Origin of the sequence: Oceanihabitans sediminis (assembly GCF_003337215.1) — a bacterium.
In the GTDB taxonomy this organism is placed as follows: Bacteria; Bacteroidota; Bacteroidia; order Flavobacteriales; family Flavobacteriaceae; genus Oceanihabitans; species Oceanihabitans sediminis.
In genome coordinates this window covers 755,906-770,879 of the sequence record NZ_QPIG01000001.1, presented here as the reverse complement: position 1 = coordinate 770,879, position 14,974 = coordinate 755,906, and the positions used below count along the sequence as shown (strand labels likewise).

At 32.5% G+C, this 14,974-nt stretch carries 16 protein-coding genes; 4 read left to right on the top strand and 12 right to left on the bottom strand.

The features are described from left to right. Positions 1 to 40 precede the first annotated feature (40 nt). Both gmk and nadD read left to right on the top strand, forming a co-directional pair. Positions 41 to 640, top strand: coding sequence for a guanylate kinase (gmk, locus tag DU428_RS03485; protein WP_072347581.1), 600 nt, complete (start codon positions 41 to 43; stop codon positions 638 to 640). A gap of 1 nt (position 641) precedes the next feature. After that, positions 642 to 1,220, top strand: coding sequence for a nicotinate (nicotinamide) nucleotide adenylyltransferase (gene nadD, locus DU428_RS03480; protein WP_072347583.1), 579 nt, complete (start codon positions 642 to 644; stop codon positions 1,218 to 1,220). 70 nt (positions 1,221 to 1,290) lie between these two features. On the opposite strand, the gene lysM is transcribed toward nadD, so the two are convergent. Both lysM and DU428_RS03470 read right to left on the bottom strand, forming a co-directional pair. Continuing rightward, positions 1,291 to 1,776 carry a peptidoglycan-binding protein LysM gene (lysM, locus tag DU428_RS03475; protein ID WP_072347593.1) on the bottom strand — a complete coding sequence of 162 codons (486 nt, stop codon included), beginning with the start codon at positions 1,774 to 1,776 and terminating at the stop codon, positions 1,291 to 1,293. Between the two features lie 177 nt (positions 1,777 to 1,953). After that, positions 1,954 to 2,910 carry a nicotinic acid mononucleotide adenyltransferase gene (locus DU428_RS03470; protein WP_113965806.1) on the bottom strand — a complete coding sequence of 319 codons (957 nt, stop codon included), beginning with the start codon at positions 2,908 to 2,910 and terminating at the stop codon, positions 1,954 to 1,956. 277 nt (positions 2,911 to 3,187) lie between these two features. Between DU428_RS03470 and DU428_RS03465 the strand changes: the two genes are divergently transcribed. Beyond that, complete coding sequence (locus DU428_RS03465; RefSeq protein WP_072347595.1) at positions 3,188 to 4,189, top strand: NAD(P)H-dependent glycerol-3-phosphate dehydrogenase; 1,002 nt, start codon at positions 3,188 to 3,190, stop codon at positions 4,187 to 4,189. Positions 4,190 to 4,233: 44 nt separating this feature from the next. Here the strand turns inward: DU428_RS03465 and DU428_RS03460 are convergent, their stop codons facing one another. From DU428_RS03460 to DU428_RS03450, 3 genes are all read right to left on the bottom strand, one after another. Next, on the bottom strand, positions 4,234 to 4,629 hold the full coding sequence (locus DU428_RS03460; protein WP_072347597.1) for a hypothetical protein: 396 nt from the start codon (positions 4,627 to 4,629) through the stop codon (positions 4,234 to 4,236). 20 nt (positions 4,630 to 4,649) lie between these two features. Beyond that, positions 4,650 to 5,669 carry a phenylalanine--tRNA ligase subunit alpha gene (gene pheS / locus DU428_RS03455; protein ID WP_072347599.1) on the bottom strand — a complete coding sequence of 340 codons (1,020 nt, stop codon included), beginning with the start codon at positions 5,667 to 5,669 and terminating at the stop codon, positions 4,650 to 4,652. 149 nt (positions 5,670 to 5,818) lie between these two features. After that, complete coding sequence (locus tag DU428_RS03450) at positions 5,819 to 6,175, bottom strand: hypothetical protein (RefSeq protein ID WP_072347601.1); 357 nt, start codon at positions 6,173 to 6,175, stop codon at positions 5,819 to 5,821. A 120-nt stretch (positions 6,176 to 6,295) separates the two neighbouring features. On the opposite strand from DU428_RS03450, the gene DU428_RS03445 reads away from it, so the two are divergent. Then, positions 6,296 to 6,829, top strand: a complete 534-nt coding sequence (locus DU428_RS03445) for a CvpA family protein (protein WP_113965805.1) — start codon at positions 6,296 to 6,298, stop codon at positions 6,827 to 6,829. 32 nt (positions 6,830 to 6,861) lie between these two features. On the opposite strand, the gene DU428_RS03440 is transcribed toward DU428_RS03445, so the two are convergent. The 7 genes from DU428_RS03440 to DU428_RS03410 form a co-directional block, all read right to left on the bottom strand. Beyond that, the gene (locus DU428_RS03440) at positions 6,862 to 7,488 is read right to left on the bottom strand and encodes a carbonic anhydrase (RefSeq protein ID WP_072347605.1); all 627 of its coding nucleotides are present in this window, start codon (positions 7,486 to 7,488) and stop codon (positions 6,862 to 6,864) included. 130 nt (positions 7,489 to 7,618) lie between these two features. Beyond that, on the bottom strand, positions 7,619 to 8,368 hold the full coding sequence (locus DU428_RS03435) for an SH3 domain-containing protein (RefSeq protein ID WP_072347607.1): 750 nt from the start codon (positions 8,366 to 8,368) through the stop codon (positions 7,619 to 7,621). 47 nt (positions 8,369 to 8,415) lie between these two features. Continuing rightward, entirely contained in the window at positions 8,416 to 10,185 is a 1,770-nt protein-coding gene (locus DU428_RS03430) for a BatD family protein (protein WP_072347609.1), read from the bottom strand. 48 nt (positions 10,186 to 10,233) lie between these two features. Then, positions 10,234 to 11,103 (bottom strand): tetratricopeptide repeat protein, encoded by an 870-nt coding sequence (locus DU428_RS03425; RefSeq protein WP_113965804.1) that lies wholly within the window; start codon positions 11,101 to 11,103, stop codon positions 10,234 to 10,236. 107 nt (positions 11,104 to 11,210) lie between these two features. Next, a complete protein-coding gene (locus DU428_RS03420; protein WP_072347612.1) occupies positions 11,211 to 12,251 on the bottom strand; it encodes a vWA domain-containing protein in 1,041 nt (346 codons plus the stop codon). A gap of 29 nt (positions 12,252 to 12,280) precedes the next feature. After that, entirely contained in the window at positions 12,281 to 13,285 is a 1,005-nt protein-coding gene (locus DU428_RS03415) for a vWA domain-containing protein (RefSeq protein WP_072347614.1), read from the bottom strand. Positions 13,286 to 13,294: 9 nt separating this feature from the next. Further along, a complete protein-coding gene (locus DU428_RS03410; RefSeq protein WP_113965803.1) occupies positions 13,295 to 14,974 on the bottom strand; it encodes a BatD family protein in 1,680 nt (559 codons plus the stop codon).

The window sequence follows — 14,974 nt, the reverse complement described above, 5'->3', positions numbered from 1 at the left end:
CATAAAACAAGGCAAGACCTATCCGTAAAACTAAAAATACGTGACTAAAAAAAACAACACAAACAAAGGTAAATTAATAGTGTTTTCTGCTCCTTCTGGATCTGGTAAAACTACCATTGTAAGACATTTACTGAAGCAAGAAGAACTTAATTTAGAATTTTCTATTTCTGCAACTTCAAGAGAAAAGCGAGGGCAGGAAGAACACGCAAAAGATTACTATTTTTTATCTACTGAAGAATTTAAAGACAAGATTAAAAAAGACGAATTTTTAGAATGGGAAGAAGTGTACCGGGATAATTTTTATGGCACCCTTAAAACCGAAGTAGAAAGAATTTGGTCTCTTGGTAAGCACGTTATTTTTGACATTGATGTTTCAGGAGGTCTTCGTATTAAAAGAAAATTTCCAGAAGAAACATTATCTATTTTTGTAAAACCACCAAGTATAGACGAGCTTAAAATTCGTTTAAAAAAGCGTAAAACCGAGAGTGATAGCAAAATAAATATGCGTATTGCAAAAGCTTCTGCAGAACTAGCAACGGCTCCTTTATTTGATGTAATTATTGAAAATGATGATCTAGATAAAGCACTACAAGAAGCAGAAACTTTAGTAGGTGACTTTATAAACCATAAAGAAGATTAAAATGAAGGTAGGTCTGTATTTTGGTTCCTTTAACCCAGTGCACATTGGGCATTTAATTATAGCTAATCATTTAGCAGAAAACAGTGATTTAGATCAAATTTGGTTTGTAGTAACACCACATAACCCTTTTAAAAAGAAAAGTTCCTTACTAGACAATTACGATCGTTTAGAGTTGGTGCATCTTGCAACAAAGGATTATTTCAAGCTAACACCAAGTGATATTGAGTTTCATTTACCACAACCAAATTACACCATAAACACGCTAGTACACCTTCAAGAAAAATTCCCCAAGTATGATTTTAGCTTGATTATGGGTGAGGATAATTTAAAGAGTTTCCATAAATGGAAAAACTACGAAGTTATTCTAGAAAACCATGATATTTATGTCTACCCTAGATTATCTGAAGGTAAAGTGGAAACACAATTTGACAAGCACAAGCGTATTAATCATATTGATGCTCCTATTATGGAACTTTCTTCTACTTTTATAAGAAAGTCTATTAAAGAAGGAAAAGATATAAGACCAATGCTTCCAAAACATGTTTGGGAGTATGTAGATGAAATGAACTTTTACAGATAAGAAGTTATTTTAAATAAAAAAGCCAACGCAATGCGTTGGCTTTTTTATTATTTGTATAAATACTCTAAGCTTAGTCTAAAGCAGGAATACGTAAAACTTGTCCTGGATAAATTTTATCAGGGTGTTCTAACATTGGTTTATTTGCCTCAAAAATAACAGGGTATTTCATAGCATTTCCATAATATTTCTTAGCAATTTTACCTAAAGTATCACCACTAACTACTGTATGAAATTGTGCTTCTGGTTCTTTGTGCTCTACGGTCATTTGATCATCAACTGTAGCAATTCCGTTAGAGTTACCAACTACTAAAATCACTTTTTCTTTAGTTGCTTGATCATGAGCCATACCAGAAATAGTTGCTGCATCATCATCAATATGTATGCTTAAATTTTCTACTTGTAAATTCAAGTCTTTAACGGTAGTTTCTAGTCTTTTAGCAACTAATGCTTCTTCTTTAAGTTCTTCTGCGTGAGCTTCTGCTGCTTTTTCTGCATCTGTTTTTCCTATTCCAAAAACTTTTGCTCCTGCGTTCTTAATAAATGAAAATAATCCCATAATTGTTTTTTAATTGTTTAATTATTAATAATTCTAAAATTTAAAAATAACTTTTTAAATCCATTCTAAAGTTAACAATTAATATGCCAATTGCCTAAAAAAAATGAAAACCAATTAAAGATATTTCTCTAATTGGCTTTCGTATAAACTAATCAACTAAATTTCAAATAAAATATTTTATTTAATACGAGTGTTTTCTCTCTCGTTTTCCTTTTTTTCTGTGCGTTGTACACGTAGCTTCTCTCCACTAGTTTTAGATTTGTCTAAGGTAGTTCCGGTTTTTAAATATTGTATATATCCTCGACCTTTAAACTCATATAAGGTTCCAGAATCGTTGTGGTATAATTCAATAGTACCATCGTTAATAATACTTAACTCAAAGAACTCGTTATCAAAATAGTCGTAATCTAATGTTAGCGTTTTTGCGTACATGTTTCCACTTACATCCCCTATTCCATAAATCCCTGAATAATCCCAATATAGGTCATTAGGATGCGTTCCTGGAAGGTCTTGTGAGCTTCTAAATGTTGACCCGTTTCCACCTGCTAAAAATTGCAGGAAGTTTTCGTTATCAAACTCATTTAACGCACCGTAGTTACTTGTATATGTTTTTTCCCAAGCTTCATATTCTTGCATGAAATAGTGAATATTGTCATAAAACACATAGTCATAATCAAAACTTGCACGTTGGTAACCATGTAAGAAATACGAGGTGTCGTTATAAGGGTTGTAAAGCTCAATTGTGTTATAATCTATTTTATATACATCAAAAGTTTCAAAACCATCTATATCATGATCTATATCTAAAACTGTTCCGTAAGCATCGTAATATCCAACCGAAATACCATATCCGTTACCCTGGCTTCCTATTCCTACTAGATTATTGTTTGCATATAATACGCCATTTCTAAAAGATATAGTAAATGCAGTTTGTAAGAAACGAGTTTCGCCATAACCAATGGTTTGATTAATATCCACATACCACAACTCATAAGACCTCAGCATTTCATTTAAAGAAATTGGTGCTGGTGGAGGCGTATTATGAAAATCGTCTACGTAAATATCTTCATGATAACATGAAGTAAATAATAATGCTATTAAAGCAAATACGGTAAGTAATTTTGTCGTTTTCATAATTTATAATTTTACATAAAACGATTGTTAAATGTGATTCTTAAAGCAATGGAAACCTACCTGTTTCTTCTTGTTTATAAGCATTTCGCAACCTGATGTTTTATAGGTTCATATTTTTAAGTATTCAAAACGTATGCCAAAAAACAAATACTATTGATTTACAATAACTTACCATCCGTTAAATTTTGCTTATTTTTGATATTACAATGAAGATGCTTCAAACATACATTTTGAAGCTTTATGAGGATATAAACGAGTAAAAACAAATCTATTTTTAATGAGTAAACCTTTAAAATACGCTGTTTTTGGTAGTGGAAGCTGGGCAACTGCAATAGTAAAAATGTTATCTGAAAACCAACAAGAAATTGGCTGGTATATGCGCAGTGTTTACATTAAAGAATATATTTTAAAAGAACAGCACAATCCAAGCTACTTAAGCTCTGTAGAGTTTCATACAGAACAATTAAATATTTCTAATGATATCAATGAAATAGCAGCATACGCAGATGTACTAATTTTTGCAGTTCCTTCTGCATTTATGTACAGTGAATTAGAAAAACTAACCTATGATATTAAAGACAAAATTATAGTATCTGCTGTAAAAGGAATTATTCCAGAAACCGGAAAACTAGTAGGAGAACACTTTGTAGATATTTATAAAGTTCCTTTTGAAAACATAGCGGTTATTGCCGGACCTTGTCACGCTGAAGAGGTTGCGCTAGAACGTCTATCATACCTAACTATTTCTTGCGCAGATGCAGGAAAAGCACAAACTATTGCCGATGCATTGTCTAGCGATTATATAAAGACAAAAATCAGTGATGATATTATTGGAACTGAGTACGCTGTAATGCTGAAAAACATCTATGCTATCGCAGCAGGAATAGCACATGGTTTAGGCTATGGAGATAACTTTCAAAGTGTTTTGATGAGTAATGCTATTCGTGAAATGAAGCGCTTTATTAAGAAAATGCACAAAATGAAACGTAACATTAATAACTCTGCTTATTTAGGAGATTTATTAGTAACTGGTTACTCTACTTTTTCAAGAAACAGAATGTTTGGAAACATGATTGGGAAAGGATACACAGTAAAATCTGCACAAATGGAAATGAGCATGATTGCAGAAGGTTATTACGCCACCAAATCTGCTCATTTATTAAACAAAAAGAATAAAAAGAAAACACGCTTACCAATTATAAATGCCGTGTATCAAGTTTTATACGAAGAAAAAGACGCAAAGAAAACCTTTAAAAAGCTAACTGAGAAATTAGATTAATTTATTGGTATAAAAGAAAAAATCCTGCTTTTGCAGGATTTTTTTTATTTTACTAAGACACCACGTGCCTCCATTAACGGTACAGCTTGTAGTGCTTTTAAGTTTATCGTATTTTTTCTAAATAAGTATGTTTTATCAAACATTTGGTTTCCTTCAAAAAAAGACACTTGAAAGGTATTGTTTATAGCAAAAAGTTCTTCTTGCATCAATTCAATTTTAGCGTAACTCTTTTTAGGTAGTTTGTCTAGCTTTTTTCTAAAAACAGAAGTAGCCTTGTCTTTAGAATACCCACTAGTAACAATAAGCACCATTTCTAGATCTACATCTTTATCGTTGATGATATAAGCGTTCCAATCTTGTGTTTTATATATATCGTTATACTCATTTACAACGGCTATATAAACACCTTTTACTTTTGGGATTTCTATATCTTTTTTCATGTCTGTTTTCTACAAAGGGATTATAATGCAGACTTAAATTGCTCTAAGAAACGAACATCGTTTTCACTTAATAATCTAATATCACTAATTTGGTTAAGCAACATAGCAATTCTATCTATTCCCATACCAAAAGCAAAACCAGAATATTCTTTAGAGTCTATTCCACAGTTTTCTAAAACGTTAGGATCTACCATACCACAACCCATAATCTCTAACCAACCTGTTCCTTTGGTAATTTTATAATCGGTTTCTGTTTCTAGTCCCCAATACACATCTACCTCGGCACTTGGCTCTGTAAACGGGAAATAAGAAGGACGTAAACGAATTTTACTCTTACCAAACATTTCTGTAGTAAAGTATTGAAGCGTTTGCTTTAAGTCTGCAAAACTTACATCTTTATCTATATACAAACCTTCTACTTGGTGGAAAAAACAGTGAGAACGCGCTGAAATAGCTTCGTTTCTAAATACTCTTCCTGGAGAAATAGTTCTAATTGGTGGTTTGTTATTTTCCATATAACGCACTTGCACAGAACTGGTGTGTGTACGTAATAAGATATCTGGATCTGTTTGAATAAAGAAAGTATCTTGCATATCTCTTGCAGGGTGATACTCTGGTAAGTTTAATGCGGTAAAGTTATGCCAATCATCTTCTATTTCTGGACCTTCACTTACATTAAAACCAATACGAGAAAAGATATCTATAATCTCATTTTTTACAATAGATATTGGGTGACGCGCTCCTAATTCTATTGGTTCTCCTGGTCTAGATAAATCGCCATAAACACCTGCTTCTTCCTCTTGATTTTCAAAAGATTCTTTTAAGGTTTGCACCTTTTCTTCAGCAGTATTTTTTAGTGTATTTATTATTTGACCAAATTCTTTTTTCTGGTCGTTTGCTACATTTTTTAATTCTGCATAAAATTCTTTAAGCAAACCTTTAGAGCCTAAATACTTTATTCTAAAAGCTTCTACCTCTTCTTTAGTTTCTGCTTGAAAATTTTCTGCTTCTGAAATTAGTTCTTTAATCTTGTCTATCATGATATCTGTTGGAAAATGAATGCAAATTTACTATTTTTTACGATAACTGCGTTAGCGATTGCAGTGGCATCCTTTTTTTTGCTTCGATATAAGGCAAAAAAAGATATAGCGGAAAGCGCGACCCTTGTGGTAACGCCCCAATTATAATACTATTCTATAAATTCTGCTTCTAGAAAATAGTTTACAATGGCTTCTTTCATTAAAACGCTTTGCTCACCTGCTTTTAAGGTTGGCAACTGCTCTTTTATTTTATAATGAGGCCATTTATCTTCATCAAAATAATCGAATTCGTAGTAACCATAAGGTTCTAAAAGTCGACAAATTGCAATGTGCATTAGGTCTAACTTGTGGTCTTTTTTAAATTTTCTGTCGAATTGCCCAAGCTCTTGCACACCTATTAAGTAGATAATAGCATCTAGATCTAGGGTATCACCATCTGCAAACTGCTTAGATAGTTTTTCTACCACTAGCTCCCATCGTTCTTTTAATTCTTGATCTCTTGACATTGAAACATTTAATATTTGAAAGGTCAAAGTTACTAAACCTCTGTGTTACTTTATGACATCTATGCTGAAAAAAAGCTTAGAAATTTTGTTAATTGTTATATTTGACGAAATTATGTGCATATGAGTGTTTTAGATATTATTCTTGGAGCCTTAATTCTTTTTGGTTTGGTACGAGGTTTTTGGAAAGGTCTTTTTGTAGAAGTTGCTTCTTTGGTTGCTTTGGTAGCCGGAGTATATGGAGCAATTCACTTTAGTGGTTATGCTGCTACATTTTTACAAAACAAATTTAGTTGGGAAGAGAAATATGTAAATATTGTTGCCTTTGCAATTACTTTTATTGTAATTATTCTTGTCATTTCCTTAGCCGGAAAAGCATTAACAAAGCTAGCTAACTTTGCTGCATTAGGAATTTTAAATAAATTATTAGGGGGTGTTTTTGGCGCCTTAAAAATAGGTTTGATTTTAAGTGTTATTCTAGGTGTTTTTAGTAAAATGAATGAAACAATTCCTTTTCTTGGCGAAGAAGATTTAAAAGAATCTGTTTTATACGAACCAGTAAAATCATTGGCTCCCATGGTATTTCCAAATATCATAAAGGCCGAAGATCAAGAGGAAGAAACAATTCCTGAAGAGGAAACAGAAGCTACTATATAAAAAAAGCCACTCTGTCGAGTGGCCTTTTTATTTTATTCTAAATGATAGATCTCTCTAATATTATCTAATATTTTTTCGAAATCTATTTTAAGATCTATTAATTCCCCTGTTTTAATATCGAAAACCCAACCGTGTACTTTTAGCCCACTATCACGAATTGCTTTTTGAATTGCTGCTGTTTTAATAAGGTTTACACATTGTTCTTGCGTGTTTAATTCTATTAATCGTTTATATCTTTCATCTTCATTTTCAATCTTATTTAGCTCTTCATTATGCAAACGATATACGTCACGAATATTACGTAACCAAGGGTTTAAAATTCCTAAGTCTGCAGATTGCATTGCCGATTTTACTCCACCACAGCCATAATGACCACAAACAACCACATGTTTTACCTGTAAATGTTTTACTGCATATTCTACAACAGACATGGCATTTAAATCTGTGCCAATAACCATATTGGCAATGTTTCTGTGTACAAAAACATCTCCTGGCCCTAAGCCCATTAATTCTTCTGCTGTAACTCTACTATCAGAACAACCAATAAATAAAAACTCTGGTTTTTGGCCTCTGTCTAATTTTTCAAAATAGTTAGCGTCTGCATCTAGTTTAGACTTTATCCATTCCTTATTGTTTTCGAATACTTTATTTAGTTTCATAATCCTATTTTTAGCTTTATACTACTTTAATCCGACATTTACAGGGTTTAAAGGTAATAAAAAAGTGTGCTTTTAAAATAAATTTTAAAAGAATATGAAATTATAAAAGTAGTAATTAAAAGATTTTAATCTATAAAGCTTTAATTGCATCACTAGAAATCCAACCTACTTTACCATCTGAAAGTTTGATTTTTTTCCAGTTTTCTAGCGTGTCTAAAATTTGAACTTTGGTTCCTTCGTGCAGTCTAAAAGCTTCTTCACTTCTTAAGTTAGGCTCGCTTTTAACCAATGCTTCTTGTTGAAAAACAATAGCTGGCCTGTCTTTTTTATCTATATCATATTTATTGAAAGCAAAAAATAACGATACAAAACATAGAAGTAAAAAACTGGAGCCGCCAATAAATGCTAATCGTTTTCTTGTGGTAGAATAGCTGAAATAATACAACAAGGACAACAACACAAATAACAACATCGTTATTACAGAAATATATGCCCAAGCATCAAACGAAAAAGTATTACTGATGTTTTTAAATAGTTTTGAAAAACCTACTTCTGGAACAACATCAATTGCATCAATGGTCATGTTTCTAGCAAAAACTATGTTGTTTTGTATTTCTTTGTCATTAGGAGCAAGCTGCAATGCTTTCTCATAATAGTAAATGCTTGGCGCAATATTATTAAGCTTATAATGTGCATTTCCTAGATTAAAATATAATGCTGCCGAATGTTTTTCGGCATCTAAAATAGACTCGTATTTAGATATGGCATCTGTAAATTTCCCTTCGTTATACAGTGCATTTCCTTCTTCAAAAAGTGTATTGTTCTGTGCTACAGAAACTGTAGTTATTAAAAAACTGAATATGTAAATTAATAGTTTCATTTATCTTTTCTCTATAAGTAAATCCCGTGTTTAAGGAATATCAAATCTTATCTTATTTGTTTATCTATTTCTGAAATAGTCTTAGATGCTTTATCATAATCCTGTTGCATCTCTACTTGGGTAATTGGTGTATAACGAGCCAATTCACAGTTTTTTAAGATGCTAATAAATTCGGTAACGGTATGGTCTTCTACTTGCCTTTCTAATAAAGTTTCGGTGATTTTTTCTTTAGTAAAATCACTAGTTTCTATTTGTAGTTTTGCTTTTAAGTAATTATGAAGTGCTTTTTCAAGCGCTACGTAAAAAGCTTCTTTTTGCCCTAAAGCACGTTTTGCTTCACTTAAATATTTTTTAGCTAATCTATCTGCTTTTCTAATTCTATTTCCTGTAACATCTGCAAGACGTTCATCGCGTTTATTTCTAAATACAATTGCTAAAGGAATTGCTAATAAAGGAGCCAATAAAGCTGTCCAAAATCCGGTAGTTTTAAAGAAATTACTCTTTTTAGCTGAAACTAGATTTGGTTTTGTTTTAATGAAAGCAAATTGATCGTTATTTGCTATAACCGTTTGTTTATTTGGACTTATAGCTCCATTCTCATTAGAAGCTACATTTGTTGGTCCCTGTAAAACATCTATAACTATCTCATCTGAAGCAAGTGTTTTATAACTTTCTGTTTTTAAATCGAAATAAGAAAAAGAAATACTTGGCAAAGGGTACTTTCCTTTAAACTGCGGAACAATAGTATAACTCTGACTGCGTTTTCCTTGCATTCCGCTTCCTGTTGTTCTTACATTATCTTTATTTTCTGGCTCGTAAACCTCTAAAGAACTAGGAACGTTTAAGTTTGGCAATTCAAATAATTTTAAATTTCCATTACCCGAAACCTCCACCGTTGCACTTAAAGATTCTGTAGCGTTTAATTCGGTTTTTGAAGAGGTAACTCTAAAATCAAAATCACCAACAGCTCCTGTAAAGTTTGCTGGCTTATTCTTTTCTGGCAAGGCTTTTACATGTATTTGCCTGCTACCTGCAGTAATCGTTTTATGTGCTTGGGTCATTAAGCGCTCTCCAAAAATATTACGTCTATTTGTTGGCACATCTACCGTAATATCTAAGCTTAAAGGCTCTATTTCTAGCTTACCAGTTTTTTGTGGATAAAGAACTGTTTTACGAAGCACTACATAACGATAATCCTCTCCTTTATACTTTCCGTTTAAAACCTTTAAACCTTTGGTATCTATGTTTTGCGACCAGAAGTCGTTATAACTAGGACTACTAGTTTCTCGCCAATTACTAACTCCTGTATTTGGTGCAACGTATAGCTTATAAACAACGGTAATGGCTTCGTTTATATACGGATTGGTTTTAGAAACCTCAGCAACCAAATGAATATTATCTGCTATTATAACATCTGGATCATTAGGATCTTTAGGTTTGTCTACAGCGCTAGTAATATTTACAGTTATTGGTGTTGTCTTATATACCTCGCCATCAATTTCAATAGTAGCTTGGTTAATGGTGAATTTTCCTTGATTTTTTGGTGCTAAAAAATAACTATAAGTTTTATTGAAGGATTTTTTTCCATTAATCCACGAATGACTAACCGATTGATTTGGTCCTGCAACTACTGTGAAGTCTTGAAAACTTGGCGGATTAAAATTATCTCCGTCTTGATTCATTTCAAAATCAATTCGTAAACGTTCATTAACTCCCAGTTCACTCTTACTTACTTTTGCTTCAAATTTTACTTGTGCTGAAGCAATACTTGTAGCAAGTAGGAGGAATAATATAGTTATGTGTTTAATTGTTTTCATAGTTTTTCAAAATGAATTCCTAATTGTATAGGAACGACAAAATGATTCTTACCAATCTTTTTCTGTTTGTACTTTTGCTCCTTTTTCTTTTTGAGCATTGATTTTGTCTTGTACTTTTTGCTCCTGATCGTTCATTGCCTCTAGCAGGTTTTTAATTTGCTGTGGTGACAATTGACCTGGTTGTGGTTGTGGATTTTCTTTTTTATCCTTATCGCCTTCTCCTTGATCTTGATTTTCATCTTTAGGATTCCCATCTTCGTCTTCTTTATCTTCTCCTTCATTTTTATCCTTATCACCTTCGTCTTCAGAGTTTTCATCTTTATTATCTTCTTCCTGGTCGCCTTGATCCTCTTGCTCTTTTTTATCCTCTTTATCTTCTTGGTCTTGGTTGTCTTGATTCTCTTGATCGTCTTGGTTTTCTTCGTCCTTATTTTCGTCCTGCTGATCTTCCTCGTCTTGTTGCTGCTCTGCACATTCTTTGGCTAAAGCATAATTATAGCGCGTTTCATCATCTGAAGGATTGTTTCTTAATGCACTTTTAAAAGCTTCGGCAGCTTCTTTACATTGTTTGTTTTGCATTAAAACGTTTCCAATATTATGAAAAGCTCTATGTTTTTCATCTTTAGTATTTGCATGTCTTGCTGTTTGCTTTAAACGAAATAAAGCCTCTTCGTAGTTTCCTTGTTTATAATATGAATTTCCAAGATTATAAGCTCCTACAGCGTAGTTTGGTTGTTCTGAAATGGCTTTTCTATATTCCATTTCTGCAGAAACAAGCTCGTCATTATCTACTAAAACGTTTGCTTTATACACCAAGTCATTTGCTTTTTTTTGCGATAGAAGATTTTGCTCCTCCCTGTCTTGTGCAAAAGAAGCAATGCTAAAAAAAGTGAATATGACTATTAATATATTTTTCATTTGATTTTTTACTAAATTATAAAACTACTGCTTTGCTTATAGTTAAAGATTTTATAAAATATCTATCAGTCATTTTTGTCTTTACCTGACTTGCATTTTATTGAAAACTAAAGGTTTTCGTTAAACAGATTAAGTCTTTTTAACCATGCTGTTTTTCGTTCTAACAAGAAAATATCTATAAATAATAGAAAGATTGCTAATGCTAAAAACCATTGAAATTGGTCTTTAAAATCTGCAAATTCTTTAGATTCAAATTCCTTTTTATCCATTTTATTTAACACATCACGAATAGCTTCTACCACTTCGTTGGTGTTGCTTCCGTTAATGTAAAATCCGTTTGCTGCAGAAGCGATGCTCTTTAAATTCTCTTCGTTTAAACGCGTAATTACGGTTTCGCCTTGTCTATCTTTTTTATAGTTTAAAGTGATGCCGTTTCTCTTCATAGGAATTGGCCCACCTTTTACATCTCCAACTCCAATAGTGAAAATTCTTATTCCTTGTTCGCTAGCAGCTTCTGCTTCACGGATAGCAGATTGCCCAAAATGATCTTCTCCATCTGAAATAATGATGAGAACTCTATTGGTTTGCTCGTCGTTATCAAAATATGTTTCCGAAAGTTTAATAGCTTCATTAATTGCTGTTCCTTGCGAAGAAAGCATATCAGTATTCATATTTTGTAAGAACATTTTTGCTGCTCCGTAATCGGTTGTAATTGGCAACTGCGGAAAGGCTTTAGCTGCATAAGCGATGATTCCAACTCTATCACTTGCTAGGGTGTTTATAATTTGCGTAACAAGTTGTTTGGATTTATCTAACCTGTTTGGTGCAATATCTTCTGCAAGCATACTTTTTGAAACATCTACTGCAAAAACAATATCTACTCCCTCACGTTTAACCGTTTCTAGCTTGGTTCCTATCTTGGGGTTCACTAATGCTATAGCTAAGCAAGCAAAAGCTAAACACCAAATCGTAACTTTTAATATGCTTTTAAAAAGGGATTGGTTTGGGCTTAATTTCTTTAAGACTTCTTTATTAGCGAAGTTTTTTTGTGCTCTATTTTTCCAAAATTGAAGCATCAAAAAGAGTAGGATTATTACTGGAATAATCACTAAAACCCAAAACCATATTTTTTCTTCTAGTTGATACATTTCTTTTAGTATTCGGTCACCATAATCAATTACACAAAACTTCTAAAAACAGTAAATCGCAATAAAAATTCTATTGCTAAAAGCAATCCTGCAAGTAGAACAAGCGGACGGAACTTTTCTTCGTAATTATAGTATTTAAACTCTTCGATATCTGTTTTTTCTAACTTGTTTATTTCGTCATAAATCTGAGCTAATTTCTTATTATCGGTAGCTCTAAAGTATTTTCCTCCAGTTTGATTGGCAATTTCTTTTAATAAGTTTTCATCAATTTCTACTTGCACTCTACCGTATTGAAATTGTCCGTTAGGCATAATTGCAATTGGCGACAGTGCCATACCATTTGTTCCTAGACCAATGGTATATACTTTAATCCCGTATTCTAAAGCCAATTCACTTGCGATTTTTGGCGCGATAAATCCGGAGTTGTTTACCCCATCGGTTAATAGAATAATTACTTTACTTTTTGCCTTACTATCTTTTAATCGGTTTACAGAAGTAGCTAACCCCATTCCTATAGCCGTTCCTCCTTCAATGACTGAAGTGTACTTAATTTCGTTTAAAGAACGTAAAACAATAGCCTTATCGCTTGTGATTGGTGTTCTGGTATAACTTTCTCCTGCGTATTCTACTAAACCAATTCTGTCGTTTGGTCTGCCTTTAATAAATTCTGCAGCTACATCCTTTAGAGCTTCTAAGCGATTTGGTCTTAAATCTTTAGCAAGCATACTTGCAGAAACATCTATTGCCATAACAATGTCGATACCTCGAGTGGTTTTTGTTCTTGTTGAAACATCTACCGTACGTGGTCTAGCCATTGCTGTTATTAATGCAGCTAAAGCTAACAAACGTAGCACAAAAAGTGCATGACGAAATTTAGGCAACCACGAATTAGTTACTTGAAATCCTTTTAAGCTTGATATTTTTAATTCGGCTGTTTGTTTATTTTGCTTGAAAAAATACCATAGCATAGCTAATGGAAGTAGTAAAAACAACCAGAAAAATTCTTTATTTAAAAATTCTATTCCTTCAAACATTCTTTAATACTATTCTTTTTTTGGTGCTTCTTCTTTTACCAATTCTACAGAATCAATAATCCTATCTACAATTTCACTTGCATATACATCTCCCTTTCTATAGGTAATTGCTATTTCTTGAATAACATTTTTGGTAGTAAAGTGTAGTAATACATACTCTCCCTCATAAAAATTATCTGAATTTGCAACTGGAAGACTTGCAGCCCCGTAAGTTTTTAACCCTTCGGCATTATTAGGGGTTACAAATTTTTCCTTTTTCACCAACATATTAGAAACACCTTGCTTTTCAAACTCTTGAATTGCTTTTTCCGAAACTTGATTTAAATCCACTTCTTCTTGTCCTTCTTGTTGATGAATTTTTATAGTAGATAGTTTTACACTAAAAGGCTCTACTACACTACCATAATTAAAAACAGTAATTTGTAACTGCTCCTTGATTTCTTCAGGTAGTGGTGGATTATCTCTTTTTAAAACCTTTGGGGTACTAATAGTTATTGCAGGGAAACCATAATCGCTGGTCACCCAATTTCCTTCTAAAAGCTCTTTAGTTTCATGACCAATAATAGTATCTTTTACATAGGTAAAGCCATATTTTAGACCAAAACCTATAAAAGTTAATACAGCTAAAGCTATAATAGCTACTACAGTAATAACTATCTTTTTACGTTTCAGTTTCTTCTCTCGCTCTTCTTGATAGCGTTGGTCTAATAATTTTTCTTCTTCTGTTGGTTCTGGTAAGGCTTGCTTAACTTGATCAATTCCTAAATCGATAGTGTTTCTATCTAATTTTGCAAGCTCAATATCTGGAGCAGATTTAGCAAACTTCACTAAATCGGCACGTTTTAAAATAGTTTCAATATTTTTAATATCCTCCTTACTAATAGCTATTTGATTGCCGTCTTTAAGAAGGTTTAATCTGTTTATCAATTCATCAGTAGTACTTTCTAAAGCACGATCGTAAACTTTTTCATCTAGATATTTTCTAATAATGAAAGTTAACTCAGAATAATAATCTTTTAATTCGGCGTTTTCTAAATAACCGCTTTCATCCAATTGCTGTAAAGCTAATTTCGCTCTATCATAAGGTGGAAGTAATGCAATTTTCTCTTCTTTTGTTAGTGGCTTTTTTCTCCACAAAAACCAGTATAAAAGAAAACTAATAACCGATAACACTAATAGGGTTACTAGTAAATATTTCCACCATTGACTCGGACTTTTCTCTACTTCAATAATTGGCTTAATATCGTACAATCCTTGTTTTGTAGTATCTACCACAATGCTTTTCACTTCTACTTTTAAAGAGTCTGAAAAGAAGGTTTTATCACCAATTAGAATTTTTTGTCGCGGAATAGTATAGGTTCCAGAATCGAATTGTGTTAAGCCATATTTTTTAACAAGTTTATAAGTAGCATCTTTTTTTGTCGTGTCAATTTTATAAGAATCAATAACTTCTAGAGGAAGAAACGTTTGCCCTTCTGGGAAAACAACCAGGTTTGTTGTATCTGTTTCTACCTGTACCTTATAGGTTATTTGCTCTCCAATTTTTATAGAAGTTGTATCTGCCGAAGAACTTATTTGCTGTGCAAATGAAAAGTAGGACAATAGAAAAAAGACAATACATAAAAAGCCCGTTGACGGAACACCGAAAGCGGAAATTTTATTCTTCATAAATCTTAAATCGTTAGTCAT

What these genes read in the sequence shown, in the direction of transcription:
- nadD (WP_072347583.1), top strand. Translation starts at nt 642, where the DNA reads ATGAAGGTAGGTCTGTATTTTGGTTCCTTTAACCCAGTGCACATTGGG.
- lysM (WP_072347593.1), bottom strand. Translation starts at nt 1,776, where the DNA reads ATGGGATTATTTTCATTTATTAAGAACGCAGGAGCAAAAGTTTTTGGA.
- DU428_RS03470 (WP_113965806.1), bottom strand. Translation starts at nt 2,910, where the DNA reads ATGAAAACGACAAAATTACTTACCGTATTTGCTTTAATAGCATTATTA.
- DU428_RS03465 (WP_072347595.1), top strand. Translation starts at nt 3,188, where the DNA reads ATGAGTAAACCTTTAAAATACGCTGTTTTTGGTAGTGGAAGCTGGGCA.
- DU428_RS03460 (WP_072347597.1), bottom strand. Translation starts at nt 4,629, where the DNA reads ATGAAAAAAGATATAGAAATCCCAAAAGTAAAAGGTGTTTATATAGCC.
- pheS (WP_072347599.1), bottom strand. Translation starts at nt 5,669, where the DNA reads ATGATAGACAAGATTAAAGAACTAATTTCAGAAGCAGAAAATTTTCAA.
- DU428_RS03450 (WP_072347601.1), bottom strand. Translation starts at nt 6,175, where the DNA reads ATGTCAAGAGATCAAGAATTAAAAGAACGATGGGAGCTAGTGGTAGAA.
- DU428_RS03445 (WP_113965805.1), top strand. Translation starts at nt 6,296, where the DNA reads ATGAGTGTTTTAGATATTATTCTTGGAGCCTTAATTCTTTTTGGTTTG.
- DU428_RS03440 (WP_072347605.1), bottom strand. Translation starts at nt 7,488, where the DNA reads ATGAAACTAAATAAAGTATTCGAAAACAATAAGGAATGGATAAAGTCT.
- DU428_RS03435 (WP_072347607.1), bottom strand. Translation starts at nt 8,368, where the DNA reads ATGAAACTATTAATTTACATATTCAGTTTTTTAATAACTACAGTTTCT.
- DU428_RS03430 (WP_072347609.1), bottom strand. Translation starts at nt 10,185, where the DNA reads ATGAAAACAATTAAACACATAACTATATTATTCCTCCTACTTGCTACA.
- DU428_RS03425 (WP_113965804.1), bottom strand. Translation starts at nt 11,103, where the DNA reads ATGAAAAATATATTAATAGTCATATTCACTTTTTTTAGCATTGCTTCT.
- DU428_RS03420 (WP_072347612.1), bottom strand. Translation starts at nt 12,251, where the DNA reads ATGTATCAACTAGAAGAAAAAATATGGTTTTGGGTTTTAGTGATTATT.
- DU428_RS03415 (WP_072347614.1), bottom strand. Translation starts at nt 13,285, where the DNA reads ATGTTTGAAGGAATAGAATTTTTAAATAAAGAATTTTTCTGGTTGTTT.
- DU428_RS03410 (WP_113965803.1), bottom strand. Translation starts at nt 14,974, where the DNA reads ATGACTAACGATTTAAGATTTATGAAGAATAAAATTTCCGCTTTCGGT.